This window comes from Streptomyces sp. NPDC058773 (assembly GCF_042746015.1).
Classification (GTDB): Bacteria; Actinomycetota; Actinomycetes; order Streptomycetales; family Streptomycetaceae; genus Streptomyces.
The window spans coordinates 50,493-65,831 of record NZ_JBHYPE010000016.1 but is presented as its reverse complement, the minus strand read 5'-3'; the positions used below and the strand labels follow the sequence as shown (position 1 = coordinate 65,831).

The 15,339-nt window shown below is 72.6% G+C and carries 14 protein-coding genes and 1 pseudogene; 6 read left to right on the top strand and 9 right to left on the bottom strand.

Going from position 1 to position 15,339, the window contains the following annotated elements:
• Positions 1 to 101: 101 nt before the first annotated feature.
• From ACFW5B_RS16715 to ACFW5B_RS16700, 4 genes are read left to right on the top strand one after another with little or no spacing between them, the layout of a single operon-like run.
• Positions 102 to 638 carry a (2Fe-2S)-binding protein gene (locus ACFW5B_RS16715; protein WP_386439513.1) on the top strand — a complete coding sequence of 179 codons (537 nt, stop codon included), beginning with the start codon at positions 102 to 104 and terminating at the stop codon, positions 636 to 638.
• Position 639: 1 nt separating this feature from the next.
• Positions 640 to 1,638 (top strand): FAD binding domain-containing protein, encoded by a 999-nt coding sequence (locus tag ACFW5B_RS16710; protein WP_386439512.1) that lies wholly within the window; start codon positions 640 to 642, stop codon positions 1,636 to 1,638.
• Positions 1,635 to 3,884, top strand: coding sequence for a xanthine dehydrogenase family protein molybdopterin-binding subunit (locus tag ACFW5B_RS16705; protein ID WP_386439510.1), 2,250 nt, complete (start codon positions 1,635 to 1,637; stop codon positions 3,882 to 3,884). Before ACFW5B_RS16710 ends, ACFW5B_RS16705 begins: the two co-directional genes overlap by 4 nt.
• A gap of 42 nt (positions 3,885 to 3,926) precedes the next feature.
• On the top strand, positions 3,927 to 4,586 hold the full coding sequence (locus ACFW5B_RS16700; RefSeq protein WP_386439509.1) for an NADPH-dependent FMN reductase: 660 nt from the start codon (positions 3,927 to 3,929) through the stop codon (positions 4,584 to 4,586).
• Between the two features lie 148 nt (positions 4,587 to 4,734).
• Here the strand turns inward: ACFW5B_RS16700 and ACFW5B_RS16695 are convergent, their stop codons facing one another.
• Positions 4,735 to 4,992 carry a WhiB family transcriptional regulator gene (locus tag ACFW5B_RS16695; protein WP_190146001.1) on the bottom strand — a complete coding sequence of 86 codons (258 nt, stop codon included), beginning with the start codon at positions 4,990 to 4,992 and terminating at the stop codon, positions 4,735 to 4,737.
• A 292-nt stretch (positions 4,993 to 5,284) separates the two neighbouring features.
• Here ACFW5B_RS16695 and ACFW5B_RS16690 point away from each other — a divergent pair, with 292 nt between their 5' ends.
• Positions 5,285 to 6,631, top strand: a complete 1,347-nt coding sequence (locus ACFW5B_RS16690) for a serine hydrolase domain-containing protein (protein WP_386439506.1) — start codon at positions 5,285 to 5,287, stop codon at positions 6,629 to 6,631.
• Between the two features lie 81 nt (positions 6,632 to 6,712).
• Here ACFW5B_RS16690 and ACFW5B_RS16685 read toward each other — a convergent pair whose 3' ends face one another.
• Positions 6,713 to 8,002: an erythromycin esterase family protein gene (locus tag ACFW5B_RS16685; protein ID WP_386439504.1), complete on the bottom strand. Its 1,290-nt coding sequence runs from the start codon at positions 8,000 to 8,002 to the stop codon at positions 6,713 to 6,715.
• A gap of 309 nt (positions 8,003 to 8,311) precedes the next feature.
• Here ACFW5B_RS16685 and ACFW5B_RS16680 point away from each other — a divergent pair, with 309 nt between their 5' ends.
• On the top strand, positions 8,312 to 9,301 hold the full coding sequence (locus ACFW5B_RS16680) for an ornithine cyclodeaminase family protein (protein ID WP_386439502.1): 990 nt from the start codon (positions 8,312 to 8,314) through the stop codon (positions 9,299 to 9,301).
• A gap of 85 nt (positions 9,302 to 9,386) precedes the next feature.
• Here ACFW5B_RS16680 and ACFW5B_RS16675 read toward each other — a convergent pair whose 3' ends face one another.
• The 7 genes and pseudogenes from ACFW5B_RS16675 to dacB form a co-directional block, all read right to left on the bottom strand.
• The gene (locus ACFW5B_RS16675; protein WP_386439500.1) at positions 9,387 to 9,953 is read right to left on the bottom strand and encodes an SMI1/KNR4 family protein; all 567 of its coding nucleotides are present in this window, start codon (positions 9,951 to 9,953) and stop codon (positions 9,387 to 9,389) included.
• Positions 9,954 to 10,075: 122 nt separating this feature from the next.
• On the bottom strand, positions 10,076 to 10,603 hold the full coding sequence (locus ACFW5B_RS16670; RefSeq protein WP_386439498.1) for a hypothetical protein: 528 nt from the start codon (positions 10,601 to 10,603) through the stop codon (positions 10,076 to 10,078).
• 161 nt (positions 10,604 to 10,764) lie between these two features.
• Complete coding sequence (locus ACFW5B_RS16665) at positions 10,765 to 11,301, bottom strand: GNAT family N-acetyltransferase (protein WP_386439496.1); 537 nt, start codon at positions 11,299 to 11,301, stop codon at positions 10,765 to 10,767.
• A 155-nt stretch (positions 11,302 to 11,456) separates the two neighbouring features.
• Positions 11,457 to 12,704 carry a globin domain-containing protein gene (locus ACFW5B_RS16660; protein WP_386439494.1) on the bottom strand — a complete coding sequence of 416 codons (1,248 nt, stop codon included), beginning with the start codon at positions 12,702 to 12,704 and terminating at the stop codon, positions 11,457 to 11,459.
• A 112-nt stretch (positions 12,705 to 12,816) separates the two neighbouring features.
• Positions 12,817 to 13,266 carry an RrF2 family transcriptional regulator gene (locus tag ACFW5B_RS16655; protein WP_386439492.1) on the bottom strand — a complete coding sequence of 150 codons (450 nt, stop codon included), beginning with the start codon at positions 13,264 to 13,266 and terminating at the stop codon, positions 12,817 to 12,819.
• A gap of 128 nt (positions 13,267 to 13,394) precedes the next feature.
• Positions 13,395 to 13,517 (bottom strand): annotated as a pseudogene (locus ACFW5B_RS16650) (ADP-ribosylglycohydrolase family protein); the annotation flags it as partial.
• A gap of 150 nt (positions 13,518 to 13,667) precedes the next feature.
• Positions 13,668 to 15,275 (bottom strand): D-alanyl-D-alanine carboxypeptidase/D-alanyl-D-alanine-endopeptidase, encoded by a 1,608-nt coding sequence (dacB, locus tag ACFW5B_RS16645; RefSeq protein ID WP_386439491.1) that lies wholly within the window; start codon positions 15,273 to 15,275, stop codon positions 13,668 to 13,670.
• Positions 15,276 to 15,339: the final 64 nt, after the last annotated feature.

Sequence of the window (15,339 nt, the reverse complement as noted above, 5' to 3'; positions counted from 1 at the left end):
GCACCGCCGTACGAAGCCCCGCAGCGCCGCCGCCGTCCGGTTGCGAGCCCGGCGGACCGGACGGACGCTCGACATACGGCATCGACTCCGAGGTGAGTGTCGTGGCAGACAAAGGCGTGCCGATATCCGTCACCCAGCCCTCGACCCTGGAGACGCGGGGGCCCGGCAGCGTGAACATGACCCTCGTCGTCAACGGCGTCACCCGGGTCCTGAATCTGGAGCCACGGGTGAGCCTGCTGGACGCACTGCGCGAGCAGATGGCCCTCACCGGCTCGAAAAAGGGCTGTGACCAGGGAACCTGCGGAGCCTGCACGGTCTGGGTCGACGGGCGCAGGGTGCTGTCCTGTCTGATGCTCGCCATCAGCTGCGAAGGCCGCGAGGTGACCACCATCGAAGGGCTCGCCGAGGGCGACGCACTGCACCCGATGCAACGCGCCTTCCTCGAACACGACGCCTTCCAGTGCGGGTACTGCACACCCGGCCAGATCATGTCGGCCGTCGCGCTGCTGGACGAAGGGCACGCCGGGACCGATGCCGAGATCGCCGAGTGGATGAGCGGCAACATCTGCCGGTGCGCGGCCTATCCCCACATCCGCTCCGCCATTCGCGAGGTGCGGGACCGGAAGACAGGACAGTGATGTGCGTGCCATCAGCTACACGCGTCCGACGGATGTGCACAGCGCCGTCGCGGCGGTGACCAGTGACCCCGGCAGCTCCTTTCTCGCGGGCGGCACCACGGAAGTCGACCTGCTGCGGCTGGACGTGCTGCGCCCGCACCGGCTGGTGGACATCAACCGGCTGCCGCTGACCGGCGTCGAGGAGCGCCCCGACGGGTCGCTGCTGATCGGCGCGCTGGCCCGGATGAGCGAGGTCGCCGAGGACCGGGCGGTCGTGGAGCGCTTCCCGATGCTCGCCCAGGCACTCCTGCTCGGGGCCTCCGCACAGTTGCGGCACATGGCCTCCATGGGCGGCAACCTGATGCAGCGGGTCCGCTGCGCCTACTACCGCGACCCCGAATCCGCGTGCAACAAGCGGGTTCCGGGGAGCGGCTGCTCGGCACTGGACGGCGTCCACCGCGGCCATGCGATCCTCGGTACCAGCGACCACTGCATCGCCACCCACCCCTCGGACCTGGCGGTCGCCCTCGTCGCCCTGGACGCCGTGGTCCACCTGGAAGGCATGGACGGCACCCGCACCGTTCCCGTCGATGACTTCTTCCTGCTGCCCGGTGACACCCCCGAGCGCGAGCATCCGCTGACCCCCGGCGAACTCATCACCGCGATCGAGGTGCCCGCACTCCCCGTGGCGCGCAACTCGCTGTACCTCAAGGTGCGCGACCGCGAGTCCTACGAGTTCGCGCTCGCCTCGGCAGCGGCCGCGCTGGCGCTGGAGGACGGCGTGATCCGCGAAGTCCGGCTCGCCCTCGGCGGGGTGGCGACCACACCGTGGCGCGCCCGCCGGGCCGAGGACCTCCTCCTGGGAGAGCGCGCCGACGACGCCACGTTCACCCGGGCCGCGGCCGCCGAACTGGCCCCCGCCGTCACCCGCCCGATGAACGGGTTCAAGGCCGAACTCGCCCGGCGGACCGTTGTCCGTGCCCTGCGCACCACCGCCGCGACAGGAGGCGGGACGGTATGACCACGGGCGCCACCCTCGAAGCCGTCGGCCGCCCTGTCGACCGCGTCGACGGCCCCGCCAAGGTCACCGGCCGCGGCCGTTACTCCGCGGAGATCACCCTGCCCAACACCGCGTATGCCGCCCTGGTCGGCGCCCGTACGGCCGGCGGGCGGATCGCCGCGATCCGCACGGAGGCCGCGGAGCGCGCCGACGGGGTGCTCGCCGTGCTGACCCACCGGAACCTGCCCAGGATCCCCGGCCGGCCCCAGCTGCTGCCGTCCCTGGCCGGTCACGCCGCCCCGGGGGAGAGCTTCTTCCCGATGCAGGACGACATCGTCCACTACTTCGGCCAGCCGGTGGCCCTGGTCATCGCGGACTCGCTGGAACGCGTCCACCACGCGGCCCGGCAGCTCCATGTCGACTATGACCGGAGCGCCTCGGTCACCACCCTCGACGAAGGCCGGGAGCAGGCCTATGAACCCGAGGCGATCTTCGCCGGGTTCATCCCCGCCCGCAGTGTGCGCGGCGATGTCGAGGCCGGCTTCCGGGCCGCGACCCAACACCTCGACGCCACTTACCATTTCGCAGCGAACCATCACAACCCCATCGAGCCGTCAGCCACCACGGCCGTCTGGGACGGCGACCGGCTCACCCTCTACGACGCCACCCAGGGCATCGCGGCGACCCAGAACACCGTCGCGGCGCTGCTGGGCATCCCCCCGTCGAAGGTGCGGGTCCGGGCGTCGTTCGTCGGCGGCGGCTTCGGCTGCAAGGCCATGATCTGGCCGCATGTCACCCTCGCCGCCCTGGCTGCCCGGGAGGTGGGCCGGCCGGTCAAACTGGCGCTCACCCGGGAGCAGATGTTCACCTCCTGCGGCCACCGCGAGGAGCAGGAACAGCGCATCGAACTCGGCGCCACCGACGACGGGCGGCTCACCGCACTGCGCCACCACAAACTCTCGCTGACCTCACTCTTCGACGAATGGGCCGAACCCTCCCTCAGCATGTCCTCGCAGACCTACGCCTGCCCCCATTACGAGGGCGTCTACCGGCTCATCCGCAGCAACACCATGACCCCCACCTTCACCCGCGGCCCCGGCGAGACCACCGGCATGTTCGCCCTGGAATGCCTGATGGACGAGCTCGCCCACCGCATCGGCGTCGACCCGGTGCAACTGCGGCTGCGCAACCACGCAGAGGCCGACCCGAACACCGGCCACCCCTGGTCGAGCGACGGCGCGGCGGAGTGCTACCGCCGCGGCGCGGCCCGCTTCGACTGGCAGTCGCGCAACCCCGAGCCCCGCTCCGAGCGGGACGGCAACCGGCTGATCGGCAAGGGCATGGCCACCGCCGGCTACCCGGTTTTCTTCCCCATGCAGCCACAGCGCGCCCGTGCCCGCCTCTACGCCGACGGCACCGCGGTGGTCCAGGCCGGCACCCAGGAATTCGGCACCGGAACGGGCACCGCCATGACCCAGGTCGCCGCCGACGGCCTGGGCATCGCCCTGCGCAACGTCCGGTTCGAGTACGGCGACACCGACCTGCCCAACGTCGCGGCCGCGGTCGGCTCGGCGGGCGCCGGAATGATCAGCGCCGCGGTCCACACGGCCGCCACCGCACTCCGCGACCAGATGATCGAGCAGGCCGTCGCCGACCCCGGTTCCCCGCTGCACCACGCCGACCCCGCCGGCGTTGTTGTCCGCGAGGGACGGATGCAGCTGCGGGACCGGCCCGAAACGGGGGAGACCTACGGCGCCCTGATGCGGCGTCACTTCATGACGGACCTGGAGGCGCTCGGCAGCTGGACCCCGCCCCCACAGAACCTCCCGTACGGGCTCGCCACCTTCGGCGCCCAGTTCGCCGAGGTCGCCGTCGACCCGGACCTCGGTACGGTCCGCGTGCGCCGCATGGTCGGTGCCTTCGCCCCGGGCCGCGTCCTCAACGCCAAGACCGCGCGCAGTCAGGCCGTCGGCGGCATGCTCTGGGGCCTCGGCCAGGCGCTCCTCGAAGGCAGCCTCACCGACACCCGCGACGGCCGCTGGGCGAACGCGAGCCTCGGCGAGTACCTGGTGCCGGTCAACGCCGACGCACCCGACGTCGCCGTCGAGTTCGTGGAAGTGCCGGACACCGTCGTCAACCCGCTGGGCGTCAAGGGCCTCGGCGAGATCGGCATGGTCGGCGCCGCGGCGGCCATCGCCAACGCCGTCTTCCACGCGACCGGATACCGCGCACGGGAACTGCCGATCAGGATCGAGCACCTGCTGTAGGAACCACGGCCCGGACCGGCCCGGCCACGGAAGGACGTCACCATGACCACGGATGGACACCCCGGCCCGCTGCGGGTCTTCGTGCTCGGCGCGTCACTGCGGGCCGGATCGGCCAATGCCCGGCTGGCCTCCCTCGTGGCCCGCATCATGACCGACGCCGACGCCGACGTGGATCTCGCCGCGATGCGGGAATTCGTCATGCCGCTGTACGACGGTGATGTGGAGGAGGCGGAGGGGCTGCCGGACGGCGCACTGGCGCTCCGCGACCGCCTCGAACGCTGCGACGCCTTCGTCCTCTCCTCACCCGAGTACAACGCCTCCGTGCCCGGCGTGGTGAAGAACGCCATCGACTGGGTCTCCCGGGTCCGCCCCCAGCCGTTCAAGACCAAGCACGCGCTGCTGGTCTCCGCCTCCCCGTCCCTGGTCGGCGGCAACCGGGGACTGTGGGCACTGCGGGTGCCGCTGGAACATCTCGGCACCCGCGTCTACCCCGACATGTTCAGCCTGGCCGCGGCCCACCAGGGCTTCACCGAGGACGGGCAGCTGTCCGATCCGGCGCTGCAACAGCGGCTGGAGGAGACGGTCACCGCGTTCCTCCGTCTCGTCGAGGCCGATACCCGCTTCGTCTGTCTCCAGCGGCGCTGGTACGAGTTCCCCGGGGACCGCACCGGGGCCCCCGTCACCCAGCGGGTCGAGGACTGAAACGGCCGTCCGGCGGTGGCTCGCCGGCTCGTTGCCGGACCAGCGAAAAGGGGCGGTAGCGGACCTCGTTCCGCTACCGCCCCGGTTGATGCGCGGGGTCGCCGGCCCGGTGCGGCACCCGTGGGAACGGGCGCCGGAACGCCGTCCCCTAGGCGGACGCAAGGCGAGCCCGGTGCCGCGCGGCCCGACGCCGCATGGCCCGCCGCTCGTCCTCACTCATCCCGCCCCAGACGCCTGTGTCCTGCCGCGATTCGAGCGCCCACTGAAGGCACTGCCCCATCACCGGGCAGCGGCGGCAGACGGCCTTGGCCTCCTCGATCTGCAGCAGCGCGGGGCCGGTGTTGCCGACGGGAAAGAACAGCTCCGGGTCCGCTTCGCGGCACACCGCGTCATGACGCCAGTCCATGAGTACCTCCGTTCTCCGCGGCGGGGCGCGGTCGATGTGCAGTGCTGATACGGGCGCCCGGTCGGCCGGCTGCTCAGGCAGCCTCCACGGCGGCCGGACACCTGCTGTCCTCGCGTGCCCGATCCTGCGCAACCAATGCATCGCCGTCCCCAACAATCACATTCCTCCACAAAGTGATCACAATGGGGCTCGCTCAACGCCGCTCCCGGCCAAGTCCCCCTCCAAGCCGGCAACTTGACCTGCAGGAACAACCGTGAACGGATGGGGGACACCTACGACAGGGGAGGGCGACATGCCGGACGGGCTGATGCCGGACGGGCTGCGTGAGTACTGCATTGAGGCGCTGGCGGAGCACGGATGTCCCTCGGTCTCCGTCGCGGTGGCCGAGCGCGGCGAGGTGGTCTTCGCCGCCGCCCACGGGTCGGCCGACACCGCCACCGGCCGTCCGGCCACGCCCGAGACGGCCTACGGGCTGGCATCCGTCACCAAGCCGATGACGGCAATCGCCGTCTGCCGCGCTGCCGACGAAGGCCTCCTGGACCTGGACGCACCCGTGCCGCTCCCGGGCGACGCCCCCGGGCCGGCCCCCACCGCACGCCAACTGCTCCGGCACCGGGGCGGCTTGGGCCCGTACTACGACTGGGACTACGGCGACGGCGCGCGGGTGCCCGACGCGGACCGCTACGCCGTACCCCACCGCACCCCCGGCACCGGCTTCGGCTACGCCAACCTCGGCTACCGCCTCCTCGGCCGGCTGCTGGAGCAGGCCACCGGCCAGGACCTGGGTGCCTGCGTTCGCGAGCGGGTCTTCGCACCGCTCGGGCTCGACGGCTGCCATATCGGGCGGGCGTACCCGGGCCCGGCGCCGTCGGCCCTGAAGTACACGTCCGACGGCCGCGCCTACCCCGATTACGACTGCAGCCACCCGGGCGCCACCCTCGGCTGGGCCCCGGCCGGCGAGCTGGCACTGTTCGCCCAGTCGTACGACCGTCTGCTGAAGCCGGAGACCGCGGCCGCCGTACGGGACGCGCTGCCGGTCAACGAGCATCTGGGGTACGGGCTCGGCTGGTGCCTGTCCTCGGGTGACGGCCCGCTGGTGCAGAGCCATGGCGGGGGCGGGCCCGGCGTGGCCGCGATGACCGTCGCGCTGCCCGAGCGGCTGCTGTCCTTCGCGGTCCTCACCAACTCCACGAAGAAGGCCGCCCGCGACGCGATCCTCCGGTACGTCCTGGGGGAGCTGGCCCCGGACGTCAGCACCGATGCGATCACACCCGCGAGCGCCGATCCGCCCCGCCCGATGACGCTGCCGGAGGGCGACTGGACGGGCCGGATCAGCGCCCCGGAAGGGGAGGTGCCGATCACCCTCCGTGTACTGCCGGACCGCCAGGCCGAACTGCGGCTGGCCGGCGCAGTCGCCACCACCACGGCCGACGCCTCCGCGGCCTGGGACCTGCGCGCCTCCTTCCCGCTACAGCTCCCGACCGCGGACGCCCGGATCAACAGCCCCGAATCGGTACTGGAACTCCGGCTCGCGGAGGAGGGCGCGCTGACCGGTGTCGCCTACGCCTACAAGAACGGCGACGCCGAGGGCAGGCTCGGCAACTTCCTGAGCCACCCCTGCACTCTGGAACGGGCCTGAGCCGCCGCCCCGCGCGCCCGCCTTCCGCGGGGCTCCTCGTTCACGGCTGTATTACCCCGTGCCGCTGCTCGGTCCCAGTGCTCAGAGGCCGAGATCGGTCCCCACACCGGAGACCGGCACGGAGAGAATGCCGTCGAAGGCGTCCAGCACCGGCGTCTTCAGGAAGGTGCTCTGCATCCGGATGCGGTCAGGGCCGGTGGGCACCCCGGCCGCCGGGCGGCGGGCGGGACCCAGCGCGGCGAGGGCGATCCCCAGCCCGGCGTCGGCGAAGGCGGCCTCGACGCTGCCCGGCTCGGGCGGCTGCAACGGGGTCTCCTCGACGGTGAAACCGAACCGGGCGCTCTCGTCCAGGCACATCTCCGCCGTGTGCCCGCCGACGCTGGTCAGCCCGAGGGCGAAGTAGTCGTCGCCCAGGGCGCGGTGCAGATGCTGCCCCATCGGGAACGCCGTGGGCCCGTTGCCGAAGCGCAGCTGCGTCTTCTGGATGTGCGCGTTGTGCGCGACCAGCACGATGCGGCCCCCGGGCGCGGTGCGTTCCAGATGCCAGCGCACCGACCCGGCCATATAGATCTCGCGGGCCGAGGGATCGGCCTCCAGCCCGCGCCCGGCGAAGAGTTCGGACATGGCGCGCAGGGTGTAGTCCGTGGTGCAGGCCCCTTCCAGCCGCCGCACCGCCGTGTCGTACCCCAGTTGGTCGCTGCGGCCGACGTAGAGCGGTTCCACGGCGCGGAACCGGGTCAGCAGCCGGCCCAGCGCCGCGCTGAGCGCGTCCTGCTCGGCCTCGGCCAGCCGGGCCCAGGCCGGCCCCGCCACCGCTCCGGACTCCCCGGCGAACCGCTCGGCCCGCTGGATCGCCGAGCCGATCAGCGGCAGCAGCGCGGGGTCGACCTCGCGGAGGTAGTCGGCGACCGGGAGCAGCACGGGCAGCAACGAGCCGCCCGCCGCGGGAAGATCGACGCCCGCGAACCGGACGGGCCGCTGCGCGGTGGTGTTGTGCCGGCGCAACCGGTGCAGCGGCTCACCCATGCCGAACGGGACGGCGGCCGGGGCATACCGCTCAAGGTCCCCCTCCCCACCGGCCCCCTGCACCCAGGTGTCGAGGGTGAACCCCTCGCTGAAGCCGTACTCGAAGGCCAGCACGGTGAATCCGCAGCGTTCGACGAGGAAGCGGATCAGCCGTCGGCGGGCCAGCGCGAACTCCTGGAGGAAGTGGGCGTTCTCGCCGATCGCGACCACACGTGCGTCGCCGATCGCGGCCCGCAGCGGCTCCAGGTCGTCGAGCGGAGCCTCCGGGTCGAGGCCGGTGAGGGGAGTGGCGTGGTCGCGCAGCCAGGACGCGAACCCGTCATGGCGAAGGGGAGAGGCAGACATGTCGAGGGCTCAATTCTCGCGGAGGGACCTGCGGTCGGCGGAGCGGGGACACAGCCGTGGTCTGCATGGATGCATGCGCGCAGAACAACGGACCCGTGGCGGGGCCGCGCGGGCCCGCGGCGCAACGGGAGGTGTCACCCGGAAAGGACCTCAGAGAAAGCGACTGCCAGTAGCCATGAGCTCACCGTATCAAGCCCTCCGGACGGTCCGGGTGTCTGCGGGGAGTGCGGGAACGCGCCGCCGGGGACTACGGTCGACGCCTCGGGCCCGGTGGTCCGCCGGGCAGCTCTGATCTGGAGGTGGGGCCGGATGCTGGTACTCGGGCGTTCGCAGGTCGAGGCGCTGCTCGACCTGGACGCGCTGATCGACGCGCTGGCGTCGGCGATGACGGACCTCAGCGCGGGCCGCGCCTCCAGCCCGGACCGCGTCGCCGCGACGGTGCCGGAACGGGACGGCTTCCTGGCGGCCATGCCGGGCTACGTACCGTCGGCCGGGGTGCTCATGAGCAAGCTGGTCTCCGTCTTCCCGCACAACGGCGGCACCCCGGTGCCGACCCACCAGGCGCTGATCGCCGTCTTCGATCCGGACACCGGGGAACCCACGGCGTTGCTCGACGGTACGGCGATCACCGCGGCACGGACCGCCGCCGGCTCGGCGCTCTCCGCTCGTCTGCTGGCCCGCGAGAACGCCTCGGTGCTGGCCGTACTGGGCACCGGAGCGCAGGCCCGGTCGCACGCCGCGGCGATGTGCCGGGTGCGCCCGATCCGGCAGATCCGGGTGGCCGGCCGCGACCGGACGAAGGCGAGCGCGCTGGCCGACGAACTGTCCACCACGCTGCGGGTATCGGTCGAGGCGACGGCGGGGTACGCCGAGGCGCTCGACGGAGCCGATATCGCCGCCGCGGCCACCCACGCCACCGACCCCGTGATCCGCCGCTCCTGGCTGACACCGGGCGTGCACATCACCTCGGTGGGCTTCAACCCGGAGGGCCGGGAGGTCGATGACGCCACGGTCGCCGAGGCGCTGGTGTGCGTCGAATCGCGGCAGGCGGCGCTGGCACCCTTCCCCGCGGGCAGCAACGATCTGCTGAGTCCCCTGCGCGCCGGTGTCATCACCGACGGCCATGTCCACGCCGAGCTGGGCGAACTCCTCACCGGCAGCGAACCGGGCCGTTCCTCGGACGACCAGATCACCCTCTACAAATCCGTCGGCGTGGCGGTGCAGGACGCCGCGGCGGCGGCCCTGGTCGTGACGGCCGCCCGGGAGCGGTCGGTGGGGGCGGAGATCCGGCTGGTGTGACGCGGTGTGCCGCGGTGCTGCCGCGCCCGCACGCCGGGCGTCGGCTCACCGCCCGTGGCACCGGCGCCCGGGGCCGTGTCCCGGCTCACTTCCGCAGCCAGGACAGATACCAGACCCGGAAGTCGGGGCCGGGCACGAGGTGATCCCAGGTCATGTCGTCGTACCACACCTGTCCCGCGAGCGGCCCGGTGACGACCAGCCGGACGAACTCCCCGCACCCCGCCTCGGCGATGACCAGCGACCCTGCCACCCTCGCCCGCTCCGCCTCGTCGTCGAACCGCTCGCCCGGGTTCCCCCGCCACTCCCCGCAGAGCGGGAAGGGCGTCGCCAGAAAGCCCGGACGCCGGTCCTGTTCCCGCACATCGTCGACGGCGTCCTCGCTGTCGTCGGGGAGCGGCTCGTCGAGCGGCAGCAGTCCGTAGTGGGGACCGGCCCCGGAGCCGCCCACCCGGGCGAGGAACTCCCGGTAGGAACGGGGAAGTTCGATGGCGTACCGCTCCTCGAAGGTGCTGAGCGCCCTCTCGGGAAGCGGCGGGGTCAGCCGGTAGCGGTGGTCCTCGGAGCCGAACCGGGTGTACTCCGGGTCCCGCCGCGCCAGTTCACCGAGCCGGGCCCGTACGGCCTCCCCGTCCCAGCCCCCAGCCTCTCCCACCGGACAGTCCGCGTCGCTCCTCCGCCCCATTCGCTGCATCGCAGCATTCTCTCCCGCCCACCGCCACGGCCGCGTCGGCGCACGGCTGAACCGGCGGCCGGGGCCGTCCCACCCGCGCCGCCTCAGCGGCCATACGTCCGGTGGCACAGCCGCAGCAGATCCCCCCGGACCCGGCCGGCGGCCATCCGGCACACCACCGCGGGGTCGACCGTCGAACGGGGCCGTGGCGGCCGCCGGAGCGTGCGCGGCGGCGCCTCCGCCTGGTGCCGCTGCTGCGGCACCGTGCGTACCGGCACCGGACGCGGCCTCGACGGTGCGGAGCGCGGGCGCCGCGGCACCGGGCGTCCCGCGGGCCGCCGTTCCGCCCGCTTCCCCGGCGCGGTGTGCCGGCGAGCACCGTGTGCCTTCCCCGACGCCGCCGGCCGCTTCGCCCGCTTCCGTGCGGACGCCACATCCACCAGCCGCTCACGCGACGTCCCCTGAGTGGGCATCAGCAGCGGTGAGGGCCGGGCCGGGGCGACCGTGCGCCCGCCCGGTGCGGGGCCGGGGTCGTGCGGGGAGCCGTCGGGGTGCAGGGCCACACAGCCGCCGACGGTCAGCAGAACGGCCGTCGTTGCGACGAGGCGAAGGAGGAGAGGCAGAGGGCGCACGCCTTCACGGTGTCGGAGGCCCGTGAGCTGTCCAAACGACGCGCCGCGCGGCCACGCGGACGAAGGACCTGTACGAACTCCCGTGGCAGTCCCGCGCCGACGGGGAGGGCCCCGGACTCGCGGACGCGGGTGGGCCGCGCCGGGACCTCAACGGCCATGGCTCACATGGGCAGCGACCGCAGCCGCACCGGCCCGGCCGGCCAGTGCGCCCCCTCGCGCAGCGGCGTCCACATGGTCTCCAGCGGCATGACCGCGCTGGTGTCCCCGGGCTGCTCGACCTCGACGTCCTCCGTGAGCCGCTGCCAGCCGAGCCGCCCGTAGAAGGGGACGAGATGCGGCCGGCAGAAGAGGAGCCCGTACTGCGGTCCGAGCGTGCGGGCGTGCTCCAGGGCGGCGGTCACCACGCTCCGTGCCAGGCCCTGTCCGCGCAGACCGGGAGCGACGATCACCCCGCCGAAGCCGACCGCCCGGGTCTCCACCGGGCCGATGCACAGCGGAACCGTCACCAGACCGGTGTGCGCGAGCAGGCGGCCGTCCCGTTCGATGCCGAAGTGCTCCTGCTTGGCCCGCCAGGTCAGCCCGGTCCAGGCGACTCCGAAGGCGTCCTCGCCCTCCCCGGCGATCTCGGTCAGTTCGGTCTCGGTGAAGTGCGTCAGCCGGATCACGGCCGGTGAGGCGGAAGGCAGATGTGCTGTCATCCTCGCATCCTGCTGCCCGCACCGGCCGGTGGCAATCCTTCCCTGCGTCACCGGCCGCCGCCGATGGGCCAGTTCAGAGGTGCAGCGGCGGACGAGGGCGGCCCGGACCCGGCGCTCCCGGTCCCGTACCGCTCCGGGGCCGTCCGCCACGACAGCTACAGCACGGGACCCGGGCCGAAAACCTCATAGTGGATCGCCCCGGACGGCACGCCGGATTCCAGCAGTTGGGTCCGGACCGCCTTCATGAACGGCACCGGCCCGCACAGATACGCGGTGGTCCCGGCCGGAAGGGCCAGCTGCGTCAGATCCATCAGCCCGCGGCGCACGGTCACCGTGTCCACCGCGCTGCCGCCCGCGCCCTGTCCCGCGCCCTCGTTGTCGTCCGGGGCGCCCTCCTCGTACCAGAGCTCCGCGGTCGCGTGGGCGAGCTTGCCGGTGAGCCGGTGGAGGTCCGTACGGAACGGGTGGGTGGCCGGCGAGTGGTCGGCGTGGGCGGTGATGATCCGGCGCCGGGAGCCGGTGGCGGCGAGGTGTGTGAGCATGCCGACCATCGGTGTGCAGCCGATACCCGCCGAGGCGAACAGCAGCGGGCCGTCGCCCTCTTCGGGCAGTACCACGTCCCCGAACGGCGGGCTCACCTGCAGAATCTCGCCGCCGTGCACCTGCGCGTGCAGATACCCGGACACCTCACCCGCGGGTCCGTCGTCCGGGGCGCCGGCCCGGCCCGTTACCCGCTTCACCGAGATCTGCAGCCCGCCGTCCGGCTCCCCGGACAGGCTGTACTGACGTATCTGCCGTGCGCCGTCCGGGAGTTGGACCTGTACGGAGACGTACTGGCCGGGCCGGAACGCCGGGACGGGACCGCCGTCGGCCGGCCGCAGCAGGAAGGTGGCCACCTCGTCGGTCTCCTCGATCCGGCCGGCCACCCGATAGGGGCGCCACACCACGCCGTCCCGTACGCCCGCTTCCGCCATGAGCCGCCGCTCGACGGCGATCAGGGCCTGTGCCATCAGCCAGTACACCTCGTCCCAGGCCCGCACCACGTCGTCGGTCACCGCATCGCCCAGCACCTCGGCGATGGCCGCGAACAGGTGCTCCCGCACGATCGGGTACTGGTCCGCACGCACCCCGAGCGAGGCGTGCTTGTGCGCGATCCGCGCCAGCAGGGCGTCCGGCCGGCTGTCCGGGTGGTCGAGGAGGTGGCCCGCGAAGCCGGCGATGGACCCGGCGAGGGCCTGCCGCTGGGTGCCGTTGGCCTGGTTGCCGCGGTTGAAGAGGTCACGCAGCAGCTCGGGGTGGGCGGCGAAGAGCTTCCGGTAGAAGAGCGCGGTGATTTCCCCGAGGGCTCCGCTCACGGCGGGAAGGGTGGCACGAACGGTCTCGGCGGACTTCGGCGACAGCATCGACGGCTCCGGATTCTCAAGGGGTGGGGGAGCGAGAGGCGGCGAAACTTGCATCTGAGATGCGCATTTTCGCGCGCGAAAAGAGTGCGGTGTGCGGGCGGAGTTGAGGGGTTCAGTCCCGGTGCGGTGCGGGCGTCAGGCTGAGCAGTAGCGGCCCGGTCGGGGATTCGACCAGGTCGGCGACGGAGAGCGGATCGAGCGAGGCGTAGAACGCTTCCTGCGCCACCCGCAGCGCACCGCGCAGCCGGCAGCCGCCGCGCAGCGGGCACGGCGGATCGTCCTCGCAGCCCACGACATCATCGGCCCCCTCCAGCTCACGCACCAACTGCCCGAGCGATCCCGTGCGCCCCGCCGCCGTCAGCGTCAGCCCGCCACCGCGCCCGCGCCGCGCTTCGACGGCGCCGAGGTGCTGGAGCTTGCTCACGACCTTGGCTGCGTGGGTGTACGGCACCTGCACGGCGCTCGCCACCTCGCGGGTGGTGGGCGCGTCGCCCGCGTCGCTGAGCGCCGCCAGGCGCATGGCGATACGGAGGGCGATGTCGGTGCTCTTGGTGAGTCGCACAGTGGCACTCTATAGAAGTTGCATCCAAAATGCCAATTAAAGGGTCAGGTCCCCGTGAGGCGGTGGGCGAGCGCGCGCAACTGCGGCGCGGTCAGCACGCGGTCACCGAAGCCCGGCAGCGGCACGTGCAGCCGCGCGGTCCAGCGGGCGGCCTCCATGGTGGCGTGCTGTCCGGCGCGGGCGACGTGGACCGCGGAGGTGGCCGCCCGCATCAAGGAGCCGTTGCCCGCGGCGCGTTGGGTGACCTGGAAGCGCCCAGGGCGTCGCCCACCGCCGAGCCGAGGACCGCCCCGGCCGCCCGTTCCGTACCTCGCGTGTGCTGCATTCCCGCAGGCTATCGACGGGGTCTGACAGTTACCCGTGCGGGTGAGCCGGGAGCCGTGCCCGCCCCTTGTGTTCGCTCAGCGCCCGCCGCTCGCCTGTTCCTGGAGGTGGGCGGCGACGTCGGCCACGTCGTTGGCGATGGCCAGGATGCCGGTGACGTCGGCGGAGGGGGTGGCGGCGCCGTTCACGCCGGCGAAGAAGACATCGAAGTGGTTCTTGCGGGTCTCCAGGTAGCCGGCGGTGGTTTCGGCGCCCACGGCCAGCCGGTCGTTGAGGAAATCGCCGCCCGCCGCGGTGCCGGTCTTGGCGAAGACCTTGCCGCGTGCGGGGCAGCCGCGGCAGGAGTCCGCCAGGGAGCCGTTGACGCCCAGGACCGGCAGCGCATCGCGGAAGCGCCGTGCCTCGGGGGTGCGCAGCCAGTACGTCAGGATCTGTGCCACGGCGCGCGGGGTGGTCCGGTCGGCGGGGTTGCCGCCGCGGCCGTCGGCGAGCTGTACGGCCTTGCGGTCCACCCGGGCGCCGTCCAGGAATGTCGCGAGTACGGGGAATCCGTCCGCGCAGTCGGTGCTCCCCGTGCTCGTGGCCATCAGGCACATCCCCAGGTTCGCCCCGAGGTTGTGGCTCACCTTGAAGATGAGCTTGGCGTACTGGGCGTACACGGGGGAGGTGTAGCGGGCGACGGTGGGGGCGCCGTGGTAGGTGCGTGGCAACTGGCGGACGGGGTTGGCGCCGACGGCCTTCGCGCGGACCTCGACACCGGCCCGTTGCAGCGCCTCGATCAGGGCGGTGCGGCCGAAGGCGTTCGGGTCCTTGACGGCCGAGATCCGCAGGACGGGGGCCGAGCCGGCGGCGATGGTGCCGGACAGGCGGATGCGGGTGCCGTCGGGGGAGCTGTGCACGGTGATGTCGGACGGTTTGCCCGCTGCGACCGTGCGGACGGCGGAGGTGACGTGGTACGGCGCGACCTTGGGGCGCCAGTCCAGCCCGGCGGGGGCGCCCGGCTCGGCGCCGGGGGAGGAGAGCAGGTCGATGACGTTGTCATTGATGATCAGCGGGGTCGGGACCGGATCGAGCGCCGGGTCCGGCCGGAACAGCCGTGGGTCGACGACCACATCGCCGTCGACCCGGCGGATCCCCGCGGCACGTACCTGCCGGGCCAGCTGGTCGAGGCCGGCCAGCGGGTTCTCCGGGGTGAGGGTGGCCCCCGGGATGTCGTTGGCGTAGGTGTGGTCGATGGTGGTGTAGGCGACGGTGCCGTCCTTGCGGGTTCTGCCGCCGAGGGTCAGATCGCCCTGGGCGACCAGGTCCAGATCACCCGTCAGCGTCCCGTTCCGGCGCTGTCCGACGGCATGCACAGGGGTGACGAAGCGGTGGTCGCCGCCCAGGGTGTGCCAGGTGCCGCTGACGCTGAAGAGCTTGGCCGTCGAGCCGGGGATGAAGAACTGGTCCGCGTACCGGGACAGGGGCACCTTGCCGGTCTGCGGGTCCTGCTGGAACAGCCCCCACTGGGCGTGCCGGTATTCCGGCTTTTGCATGATCGCGGTGATCCGCGGGTCGAGCGTGCGGGGCGTGGCGGAGGGCGCCGCCTGGACCAGGCCGGTGATGACGACGCCGACGGCCAGCAGTACGCACAGGGTGCCGGCGATACGCCGTCGGGCCGGGCGCGGTGTGACGGAGGGGGACATACAGACTCCACCAATGGTGTTGTTCTGCGGCATATCTGCCGATATGCACGTCCTGACGGTACTG